This window comes from bacterium (assembly GCA_037131655.1).
GTDB lineage: Bacteria > Armatimonadota > Fimbriimonadia > Fimbriimonadales > JBAXQP01 > JBAXQP01.
This window is the reverse complement of the sequence record JBAXQP010000056.1, coordinates 1-11918: the sequence shown is the minus strand read 5'-3', so window position 1 is coordinate 11918 and position 11918 is coordinate 1. Positions and strand designations below refer to the sequence as shown.

Genomic DNA, 11918 nt, shown 5'->3' with positions numbered 1-11918 from the left:
CAGCGAGGGCGAGGGCTAGGCCTTGGTGGTTTCCTGCGGCATAGGCGTCAATGGCTTCTGAGAGGTTGGGGGCGTTTTTGATCAGCGGTTTGACGATCTTCATAATCGCTTTATCCTGTTCCATTTCCTCTAAGGCAAAGAGCTTATAGAGTTCGTCTTCAACACCCCAAATATGAGCAACGCCAAGGGCTATTCGGTTGCGAACGTGGGGGTGCTCGATAGTTGCTAACTTCGAAAGCAGGAGGGGAGCGTCTTCACAATCACTTAGCCATCCCAACGCATAGGCTAAAGCTCCGACTACTAATGGTTGATCTTCTTTTTCTAATTGTTCGCGTAGAATAGGCGCAGCTTTGGGTTCTCCAAGCAGTCTCAGCGCTTCAGCGGCATCGGCACGGTTATGGGCTTCGGGGTTATTCAGCAACTTGATAATCTCATCAAACGGCATTTCCAGCATATCGTTGGCGCTTATTCCTGTGCCTGAATCATCGGCTAAAACCTCCGCTCCTCTTGAATCTCCCATTTGATCGAGAGCGGATGCTGCGGCTTGGCGGACTGTGGGATTTGGGTGATCTAGTTTTTCAACCAGGACCGGCACAGCTTCACTATCGCCGATATCGCCTAACGCTTTGGCAGCTTCGGGCTCAATATTCGAAGCCTCATCTTCAAGTTTGTTGACTAAGGCCGGTAGCGCTTTGGCGTCACCAATGCGTCCGAGAGCTTGGGCGGAGCTTCGTCTTACCTCAGGGCTTGGGTCATCTAAGGCTTTGATTAGTTCATCAACTCCAACGGCCATTTTCGATTGACCAAGCGCATCAGCTGCTTTTACGCGGTCTTGTTCAGAGCGACTGCGGTTCATTTGAGAAAGCGCCGTCCAGCCGGAGGGTTTGGCGGAAGTGATTTGTGATATAAAATAGCGGGTCGAACTGGCTTGCGGGTCTCTGACTTTGCGTAAAAATAGGAGAGCAAGTCCACGTCCCAACGCACTAATAGATAACATCAGTTCAAAAGAGTGTTCAAGCCCGAGGCTGGTTAGCGAAAGCCTGGTTAGCAAAGCCCCGCCAACTAACGAACCGGTGCCGGCCATTAGACCCGTAACGGTGTTCAAGAGGGCAAGGTACCCAGGTCGGTTCTCATCAGTCGAGAGCGCTAGAGTGAGGTTGAACTGGCTGAGCATTAGGCCAGAGAAGTTAATCCCTGCGAATATATGCATCGGAATTAGGATAATCATAAGAGTCCAGATGGACATGCTAGGATTAATAAGCGCCCAAACAATTGGTGGGACGACAAACCCAAAGCCCGACACCACTAAGAGTGGTTTATTACCGTACTTGTCGCTGAAATAGCCCCAAGTGCGTAGAGAAAGAATCCCTGAAACTCCCGAAATTGCTGAAATCATATTGACCATGAAATACCCGAGATTTAACGCGTTCGGCTTTGGATCGAGCATATAAGCGGTCACAAAGGGTCCTATGAGCATGGACATCCCGTTCGCGATGGCGAAATAGAACACCAAGCGCATGAATTGCTTATCAGCCAATGGAACCTTGATAGCTTTAAGCGTGTCTCCAAAACTTCGTGCGGCCTGTTCTTGAACACGAGGAGCTTCGGGGCGAAGGAATAGCGCATAGTAGGCGCCGAAAAGACACAAGCAAGCGATGGCAAATACCGAACCGAATGCAAGCTGAGGCGATACAATGTGCCGAGTTAAAAGTACATCCAAATACCACCCGACCGGAATTGCTATTACAAGCAAGGGCAATTGTTTTAATGCGTTGTACCAACCAAAATATCGACCGCGTATGTCTTCAGGCACTATATCAGCAAGCCAAGCCATCCATGCCGGTGTTCGAGCAGTCATCAGCGCGGAGGCAGCCGTATAAGATAACGCTAATAGCAGGAGAGGAACAGAGAAGCCGACAGGTGTTGAATGGGTGGCGGCAAATACGGCGACTAAAATAATAGGAACATATGCCAAGCGCTCAATAAAGGCTATTGGAAGCACAAACCGTCGGCGTGAAGCAAAACGAGAGGCCCATAGCGCCCCTGGGATTTCCATCAACTCGCCCCAGAAAGGCAACGCAGTCAACACGCCAATCCAAAAGTAGTTAGCGCCGATCGAACGCGCATAACCGATCAGGAACGGCCCGGTCAGCAGCACCAACCCCGCGTTAAAGAGGAAAAACTCGATATTTGCCATGCGTAATCCACGCATGACTTCCAAGCGATTGAGAGATTTTGGTATGTTTTCGTCCATATCGGGCGAATTATCCTATGTGCGCTAAGAATCCCTCTAAGATCATACCCTTGTGAAAGCAGCTATAAGCTTCCTTCCTAAATATAGGTATGTTCAAACCGTTTGATTAGTCCAAGTTTCTATCAAACTAGGACGACAGTCTCTTGAGCTTTTCTTCGCTACGAATGAAACTGTTTTATCCATCCCTGGGCGGTGTCGGCAAAGATGCTGCCGGGGTAGTCGGTTAGGAAGCGTTCGAGGAGCTTGTGGGCGCGTTCGGGGCTTTTTCGGCCTCTTAGATAGTAGTCGGCAAGTTTTATGAGGGAATGCTCGCGATCGGCGCTGTATCCGGTGCCAACGATGATTGATTCGAGGAGTGAGACGCCCATTTCCGGGTCGCCATATTCAAAACATAAACATCCAAGACGATATCGTTGAGTGGGGGCAACGGCTCCAATAAGATGTCGATCCTTCATCCTAATAGCGCATTCACGGGCAATATTGAATTGGCCTGTATCGATACCGAAACGAATTGCTTTCGCCCAATCGGCTCCCATCAACTCACGATCACCCAGTTGCTCCCATGCCGCACCGGTAACAGCCAATACCTCTGCGTCTTCCGGATTGTTCAACAAAAGAGGGCGTAGATAATTGAGCGCTGTGGCTGGGTTTGAAAGTCTTAGCGCGTCCTCGGCCTGTTCGATGCTGCTTTCACGTTCTCCCACATTACCGGCACGCCATAAAGCGCCAACTATCATTCCAAAACCGAACCCGCCTAAATGCGCCCAATAGCCGATATTATTGGATTGATTATCCATCAAAGAAGAAATCGCTCCCGCGCTCTGAATGCCGATCCATACCAGAGCGGCAACCCATACAGGAATCCATAACGCGGATGTTCTCCAACCGGTGCCGAACATCATCTTAACGCTGGAGCGATAGTAACGGAGGGCAAAATAGCCGATAATCGATGCGACTGCGCCCGAAGCGCCAATAAGCGGCTGGCTTGCTGTCACTGGGCTCATTTCAATCGAAACAGCCCAGTGGGTCATCACTGCTGTAACCCCACCTGCCAAATAAAGCAGTAAGGTCGGTACTAAACCGATTGCCGATTCAACATGGCTGGCAAAAACCCATAAGAAAATCATATTGGTCAGCAGGTGAATTGCGTCAGCGTGAAGGAATAGACTAGAAACAACAGCGGCAGCCCTAGGATCCTTGGGGATGAAGCCGAAGACATCGAATAGGTTTCTTGAACCGGAAATATCGCTATTAGGCAACGTGACAAGCGCCATTAGCACGTTCAATAGCACGAGCCCCACAGTCGCATATGGAAATTGGCGCTTTGGCCATTGCCAATGACTAACGAGAGACCTATTCATTTTAACACGGCGACTAATTTATCCACTACACTTATCTAGACGATAAACAAAATATTTTTGTTTGGGTGTTTTACTAGGTTTTTAGTAAAGTTCCATAATCCCCTCCTCATCGAGAAGGGGCAAGGGGAGGTTCTCTTCCGCATTCTCTTGTACAAAAAGATGCCTTCCAGCCCCTCCTGGTTTAAGGGGACATTTCGGATTTGGCTTTAACCCTTAACCTAAAAACTATCGAATTGCGTCCTGGAAGATGTCGTCGGGGATGTCGAAGTTGGCGTAGACGTTTTGTACGTCATCCAAGTCTTCAAGAGCATCCATTAGACGGATCATCTTGTTGGCTTCATGCGCGTCTAGTAGAACAAGATTTTGAGGGATCATTGTCAGTTCAGCGCTTTCCATCGGCAAACCGGCATCCTCAATCTTCTGCCGAACTTCCCCGAATTCCTCAAAGCCTGTGATAATTTGGTGGTATTCCTCTTCCGTACGAACATCTTCAGCGCCTGCTTCAAGCGCGACATTCATCACGGTGTCCTCATCGACTTTATCCTTTTCGATGAGAATCATCCCTTTAGCATGGAATTGCCAGGCGACTGAACCGCTTTCACTCATATTGCCGCCAAGTTTGGCAAAAGCATGACGTATCTCAGCGACAGTTCGGTTGCGATTATCGGTCAAGCATTGAGTCATGACAGCAACGCCCCCGGGACCGTAACCCTCGTAGATGACTTCCTCGAATAGGACCCCATCGATTTCTCCGGTCCCACGTTGAATGGCCCGTTTAATATTGTCGGCAGGCATGCTGTTGGCTTTCGCCTTTTGAATAGCGAGCCGGAGCTTGAGGTTAATGTCCGGGTTCCCGCCGCCGTCTCTTGCCGCAATAATAACTTCTTTTGCCAGCTTCGTGAAAATCTTGCCGCGCTCTGCGTCCTGCTTACCTTTACGAAGTCGTATATTATGCCACTTAGAATGGCCAGACATAACTTGTAGGGACCTCCTTTGGTTCCAATTCATATAAAGTTTAACATCAAATCGCTCCCACTGTCAAATATTGACTACAAGATAAGTATAACAAGCAAGTAGGCTAGTGGCAGATTCTGAAAAGTTGAGTTATAATGTAATAGGATACGTATGCTCTAAAGATAGCGCGAACCGCAAGCTCGGCTGAATCGGTTCGCGTTTTTAGTTATTGGTTATAGCAGGAAATAAATATGCAAAAGATAATTGTCCTAATTTTGATAGTTTTTGGTGCCTTCTTCATATTCGCATTGTTTGCCAATGCTCGAGCAGCTAACTCGTCATTCATTGGTTCGGCTTTTAACATGACCTCTCCAATGTCTCTTGTCGATTGGAGGCCATGGTTGCTGGATAATGAGAACCCTGTCCAAAAAGCCGTTGATATGATTGTACTCAGAGATATGATCAGCCGAAACGGCGATCAGCCTTTTTGTATCGAAACGGATACCATTTCACTGTGCGTTTCACCAGGTACTAATGAAACCGATCTTAATTCAATCCTAAGTAAATTGCCAGGTGGTGAATTAACTCGATATGTCGCCAGTACTCGATGGACCACAACGGCAAACGGGGGCACTGGCTTGCAAGGAGATCCCATCAAGCTTACTTACAGCTTTCCTGCGGATGGCATTAATATTCCCAGCAGCTATGGGGGTGAAATAGCTTCGCCGAATGTCTTAAATGCTACGCTTGATAGCCAGTTTAGTAGTACTACTGTGTGGAAGACGTTGTTTGCTCAAAGCTTTCAAGCTTGGCATACAGTTTCTGGGATTACCTACACGGAAGTAAGCGATGACAGTACGACATTTCCGACTAGACCAGGTTTTCTTGGAAAGCGTGGGGATATCCGTATCGTAGGACATAATATCGACGGCCAGTATAACGTCCTGGCATATACTTTCTTCCCCGACACCGGCGATATGGTGTTCGATACATCAGAAGCATGGAACATTACAAACAATAATTATCGATGGCTTCGCAATACCATCATGCATGAGCATGGACATGGGTTGGGGTTGGGTCATGTGTGGCCATTAGACCATACAAAGCTGATGGAGCCTTATCTCAATACCAATTTCGATGGACCGCAAGATGATGATATTCGCGGCAGTGAGTTATTTTACGGCGATTCTCTCGAAAACAATGACATCAATTCTTCCGCCACAAACCTTGGAACGCTAACGAGCACTCCCACTATTACAAGCAATCTCTCAACAGATATCAGCAACGATATAGATTGGTTTAAGTTCACAGTAAGCCAGATATCCTCGGTGACAATAACCGTAACGCCAGTTGGATCGACCTATTTAGTCGGTAATAGCGATACTACTACGAGCTCAATTAATACGTTAACAATCAACGACTTACAGATTAAACTTTATAACACAAATGGCACATCACTTCTGCTAACCCAGAATGCAACTGGAGCAGGACAAAGCGAGACGATTAGTAATTACAGTCTGCCATCGACAGGCACGTTCTATTTCACCGTATCGAATGTTGCGGGAGCTGTATCTGATGTACAAAGATATACCCTAAGTGCGAGTGTCAACTTACCCGTCACGGTCGCTATTACTCAACCCACAGTAAACCAATGGGTCAAAGGAACGATCACGCTAACCGGAACGATCACCAACGGGGGTGCAAGCCCTGCTTATAACTGGCTGCTCGATGGGGCTACTACAATCGCCAGCGGAAGCAGCGCAAGTCCCTCTAATCCCTGGGATTCAACCACGAACGGAGATGGTTCGCATACGATCACTCTTTCCTCAAACTCAGTAACCGATGTGCATACCATTAATGTCGATAATACGCTTCCTGTTGTCACACTGACCTCTCCGATTGCTAATCAGTATGTGGGAAGTTCGATGACGACTACCGGATCGGCAACTGATACGAACCTATCAGTGTGGCAAGTCTTAGCGGACGGCACAACAAATCTGCTTTCGGGCAGTACCCCCACATGGAACCAGTCAGTCAGCACCAGTTCGCTTACCGAAGGTTCTCACTCAATCCAAGCCACCGCCACTGATTTAGCCGGAAACAGTGGTTCGTCAACCGCAAGAACGATTACTGTTGACCGAACGAATCCAACCGTTATCTTAAGTACTCCGATCGCTAATCAGTTTGTGGGCACTTCGATGAACGTCAGTGGTTCTGCTTCAGACACGTATCTTACAAGTTGGCAGGTCAAAGCGGATGGTACAACGAATTTGCTAACTGGAATTACTCCCACATGGAACCAATCGGTGAGTACCAGTTCACTTAGTGAAGGTTCTCACTCAATCCAGGCAACCGCAGCGGATCTTGCCGGAAACAGCGGTTTGTCAACCGCAAGATCGATTACGGTTGACCGAATTATCCCTTCGGTTGTTATCAATACTCCAACTGATGGCGCAAATGTGAGCGGGGCAGTTAGTATCGGCGCGACGATTACCGATGCTAATCCGGATACCTGGGTGATCCTCTTAGATGGAGGCCAGATTGCGAATGGAATGGGAACTAGTCCATCGACAACCTGGAACGCACCATCGATAGGCGGTTCCCACATTATACGGGTAGAGGCAACGGATAAAGTGGGCAATGTTGGGGCATCTCAGATAACTGTTAATACTGTCACTCCAGATATTTCATTCACTGGAACAATAAAACTCGGTGGGTGGGTAGGTTCTGTTACCCCTATTTCGAGTTTGCCAGTTCAAGTGACTATTGATGGCGGCGCGCCTACATCAGTCTCGATGACCGGTTCCGGCAATACAGCCACTTTTCAAGTTTCGCTTCCGCCTACCGGCAGCCATACTGTTCGCGCTAAGCCCTTCAAATATCTAAGCCAAACGCTCACGGTGACCACTTCCGGATCTAACATCGCAGGAACGTTCGATGGTCCTGCTCATGCAGGCTTAATTATGGGCGATGTTACCGATAGCAACGTAATAGATGACCTTGACTTTCTTGCCATCATCAACAACTTCGGCAGTATCGGATCGATTTATGATTCGAACGGTGATAATATCGTTGATGACTTAGACTTCCTTGCCATCATCAACAACTTTGGCGTATCAGGTTCATAGCCCAAAAACAAGAAAGCCTCGCTTGCTATTGCAGGCGAGGCTTTCTTGTTACTTATATCCCTACGACTAGTTTATTCCCACGTTATCAAGTTCAAATCGTAGGGGATAACTGCGTCTGGATGATCGGGTATTACTCGGATCGTATATCCATGTAATCCACTATTATCGCAAGGAATGCAGCCCTCATAATGATGCAGCCCATCTTTGGATTCAATGCGAGTCATTCGAATCGTCCTGCCATTGACAACACCGGTTTCAGTACGGATATTACCCCAATAGATTTCAACTGAAACATCCGTCGGGGAAAGAACACCTAGTTCGACCATTGCAGAGATTTTCATCTCGCTGCCGATAGTAAGTAAGTTTCCCTCTTCTTCCTTAACCTCTCCCACGCTAACCTGTGACCAGTTGGCCTTGATTCGCTTTTTCCAATCGACAACTGATTGGGCGCGGCTGTAATCATCACCGGCAAAGGTCTGATACCTCTTGCCGGCCGGAATATAGAAGCGATCGGTATATTCGCGTACCATTCGGCAGGTACTGTATACTGGCATCAGTTTACGCATGCAGGCTTTCATTTTCGCAATCCATTCATGCGGGACATCATCTTGGTCTCGGTTATAGAATAACGGAACTATATCCTGCTCCAGCAACTCATACATTTCCTGAGCTTCAACACGATCTTGATAGGCGAAATCCGTGTACTCTTCGCCCGAACCGATTGCCCAGCCGACCTCCGGCTCATAGGCTTCTGCCCACCAGCCATCAAGCACCGAGAAGTTCAAGCCGCCGTTGCAAACAACCTTCATACCGCTTGTTCCGCTGGCTTCCATCGGTCGTCGGGGCGTATTCAGCCAAACATCAACTCCGTGCACCATTTTACGGGCGGTTGCAAGGTCGTAATCTTCTAAGAAGACCATGTGATTGCGCACAGACTCTTCACGCGCGAAGTGAACGATTTGGCGAAGGTAATCTTTGCCGGCATCATCCTTTGGGTGCGCTTTTCCAGCAAAAACAAACTGGACTGGACGGTCGGTATTGGATATAATTTTCTTGAGCCGCTCCGGATCGCTTAAGATGAGCGTTGCGCGCTTGTAAGTTGCAAAGCGTCTAGCAAAGCCGATGGTAAGCGCTTCCGGGTTCAAGATATTCTTTGCCGCATCTACCTCACGACGATTTACATTTCGCTGAACCAACTGCTCATGCATTCGCTTTCTCGCAAACTCGACCAGCTTCATACGATGGCGTTGATGGATTGCCCACAATTCCTCATCAGGAATTTCATCGACCTTCGCCCATATTTCCTCTTTCGGTACCTGGCTTGACCATTCAAAGCCAAGATATTCGTCAAATAATCGTGCCATATCAGCAGATATCCAACTGCTGGTATGAATCCCATTGGTGACAGAATTCACAGGGATTTCTTCGTTTGAATAGCCAGGCCATAACGGCTCAACCATCGAGCGCGAGACTTGGCCATGAAGCTTACTTACCCCATTTACATAGGGCGAATTTTTCATAGCCAAAACCGCCATGTTAAAGCCTGAAGTCTTGTCGCTGGGGTCTACTCGGCCTAGCGCCATGAACTCTTCCCATTCCAAACCAAGCGATTTGGCATAATCTCCAAAATAAACTTGCATCATCGCCGGATGGAAAACATCAAACCCTGCGGCAACGGGTGTATGAGTGGTAAAAACGTTCCCGGCGCTCGTTATTTGACGAGCCAAATCGAAGCTGATACCCTTCTCTTGCATGAGCATTCGTATCCGCTCAAGCGCAAGAAATGCAGAGTGTCCCTCATTCATGTGATAGACAGTACGTGAAATCCCCAATTCAACCAACGCGCGAGTGCCGCCGATCCCTAACATGATCTCCTGCTGAATGCGTGTCTCTTGATCGCCGCCATAGAGTTCGTTGGTGATGTAGTGGTCGCGCGCATCATTTAAAGCCACATTTGTATCGAGCATATAGAGGGAAACGCGACCGACTTTAGCTTCCCACACCTGTGCATGAACTTTGCGGTTGGGAAAGTCGACTGAAATAGTGACTGGACTACCATCAGGCTTCTTCATCAGGTTGATGGGGAGATTGCTGAAGTCGTTTGAGGGATATCGTTCCTGCTGCCATCCATCAACATTGAGATATTGCCTAAAGTAACCCTTTTGGTAGAGCAGTGTTACTCCAACCAAAGGGTCGCCAAGTTCGCTGGCAGCTTTCAGGTGATCGCCTGCTAAAACTCCAAGACCGCCCGAATAAATTGGCAAACACTCCGCAATTCCGAACTCAGCCGAGAAATAAGCGATGCTGACATTCTCCGCATCTGCATGTGCTTGTTGGAACCAGAAATCGCCTGTTAAGTGGTCTTGCAACTCCCGATAGGCCGTTTCCATGTGTTCAATAAATACAGGGTCTTCAGCAGCTTGAGAAAGGCGCTCTTGAGGAACCATGCCCAGCATCGTCACCGGGTTATGACACGAAGCTTCCCAAGCATGCGAATCGAGCATTTTGGCAAGTTCGGCAAGGCTGCTATCCCAGCTCCATCGTAGATTAAAAGCCAGTTTTTCTAACGGCCGCAGTTTATCGGGCAGTTTAGGTACAACAGAAAATGTATGAAATTGGTGCATTTATCCTCCCAGTAACTCCGTGTTGGCGCGAGCCAACCCTTTCACTCAAGATCAGCTAAATGGTTGCAGACCCATCAGGCAGAATCACTGCTACTAATAGATTTCCATATTCAACTATACCCATTAACCACAATAATTTTACCAGTATCTTTTTAAGAGTATTTTTCTCCGCAAAAACAATCAACCCATCCTGAAGATATTCAAGATGGGTTGAAGAGTATATAAAAAGTGAACTGAGTTTATTTAACTCCAGCCAGTTCTCTTTCCTTGACAGGCGTCAGTATCGCAGCCTTCACAGGCGGCTTGATAAGTATGGTGATAATGGAAGCCACGATACATAAGGCGCCTGCAATCATAAAGGCGGGCATCCATGCGGTTACTCCATGCCCTTTTCCAATCGCCTTAAAGTGGCCTGCCATCATCGGGCCGACAATGCCGCCGATGCCATAGGCTGTGAATAACCAACCATAGTTGCGGCCAACAGATTTCGTACCGAAGAAATCTGCTGTAATGGCAGGGAATAGCGCAAAGTTACCGCCGAAGTTGAACCCGACGATTGTCGCTCCTGCGAATAGGAGCCCGACGCTTCCACCGATTAAGTAGAAGGCAACCATCATCACGCCTTGGAAGGCGGTCATGATGATAATAGAGGTCTTGCGGCCGATCTTATCTGAAACGGCACCCCATACGATTCTACCAAGACCATTCGCGAGCGCATAGAATACCGCCATCGCCACACCGGCAGCAGCCGAAGCTGCCTTCTCTGTCATTCCACTTCTCTCTTGGAGGGCATCAATGCCGAAGAGTTTTATAATGCCGATCACCATCAGCCCCGCCAGCGCGCTGAACACAAACGTAAGCCACAGCATGTAGAACTGCGGGGTGCGGACCATTTCACTGGAAGAGAATTCGACAGAAGCGATAGTTTTTCCTGAAGTTGATGACTTCGGTCCACTCCAACCTGCCGGCGCCCAATCTGCGGGTGGATTGACCATGACAATTGAGCCCAATTCGACAAGCGCGAAAAATATACATCCATAGATAGTGAAGACTTTTAGTACGTCTATAACGCCGGCCGCGTTGGCCCATGTGGGCGCGAGCATTACCCATGCGGTCGCGCCAAAGCCGAATCCCGCAACCGCTAAGCCGGTGATGAGTCCCTTTTTGTCAGGGAACCACTTCATGCCAACAGCGATAGGGCAGACATAAGCAAGACCAATGCCGCTTCCGCCAATTAGACCGATGCACACAAGCTGTGCTATGAAAGTATGCCCGAACATGCCAGCCAATACATACCCTAAACCAAGTAAAAAGCCGCCGATCATGGTCATCATTCTCGGCCCAAATTTCATTTGGAGTTGGCCTGCGACAATCATCATTAAGGCAAATGCCGCCAACCCTGCAGAGAAAATGCCCTGCGTTTGGTTTGGTGTGAAATTAAAGGGAGCCTTCCCAAGATCAGGCGTAAATACCGACCATGCATAAATAGCGCCCAAGGCAAATTGCACCATGAGAGCGCCTATAACCACTATCCAACGATTATTTTTTAGAAACTCGACGTTCAAAATCCCCTCCATAGGTCGAAGTGAAACAGGGA

Annotated in this window: 6 protein-coding genes; 1 reads left to right on the top strand and 5 read right to left on the bottom strand. The window is 48.2% G+C overall.

Annotation, left to right across the window (positions count from 1 at the left end; genetic code table 11):
• From WCO51_04175 to WCO51_04165, 3 genes are all read right to left on the bottom strand, one after another.
• The coding region (locus WCO51_04175; protein ID MEI6512456.1) for an MFS transporter at positions 1-2254 on the bottom strand (2254 nt) is incomplete at its 3' end.
• Positions 2255-2412: 158 nt separating this feature from the next.
• Positions 2413-3534 carry a rhomboid family intramembrane serine protease gene (locus tag WCO51_04170; protein MEI6512455.1) on the bottom strand — a complete coding sequence of 374 codons (1122 nt, stop codon included), beginning with the start codon at positions 3532-3534 and terminating at the stop codon, positions 2413-2415.
• Between the two features lie 306 nt (positions 3535-3840).
• Positions 3841-4590, bottom strand: a complete 750-nt coding sequence (locus WCO51_04165; protein MEI6512454.1) for a YebC/PmpR family DNA-binding transcriptional regulator — start codon at positions 4588-4590, stop codon at positions 3841-3843.
• 230 nt (positions 4591-4820) lie between these two features.
• Here WCO51_04165 and WCO51_04160 point away from each other — a divergent pair, with 230 nt between their 5' ends.
• Positions 4821-7697 carry an Ig-like domain-containing protein gene (locus WCO51_04160; GenBank protein ID MEI6512453.1) on the top strand — a complete coding sequence of 959 codons (2877 nt, stop codon included), beginning with the start codon at positions 4821-4823 and terminating at the stop codon, positions 7695-7697.
• Positions 7698-7768: 71 nt separating this feature from the next.
• On the opposite strand, the gene glgP is transcribed toward WCO51_04160, so the two are convergent.
• Both glgP and WCO51_04150 read right to left on the bottom strand, forming a co-directional pair.
• Complete coding sequence (gene glgP, locus WCO51_04155) at positions 7769-10321, bottom strand: alpha-glucan family phosphorylase (GenBank protein ID MEI6512452.1); 2553 nt, start codon at positions 10319-10321, stop codon at positions 7769-7771.
• A 239-nt stretch (positions 10322-10560) separates the two neighbouring features.
• Positions 10561-11918: OFA family MFS transporter (locus tag WCO51_04150; GenBank protein MEI6512451.1), on the bottom strand; the 1358-nt coding region annotated here is incomplete at its 5' end.

Bases quoted from the DNA above. Each gene is read 5' to 3' on its own strand.
- WCO51_04165 (MEI6512454.1), bottom strand. From the start codon at position 4,590: ATGTCTGGCCATTCTAAGTGGCATAATATACGACTTCGTAAAGGTAAG.
- WCO51_04160 (MEI6512453.1), top strand. From the start codon at position 4,821: ATGCAAAAGATAATTGTCCTAATTTTGATAGTTTTTGGTGCCTTCTTC.
- glgP (MEI6512452.1), bottom strand. From the start codon at position 10,321: ATGCACCAATTTCATACATTTTCTGTTGTACCTAAACTGCCCGATAAA.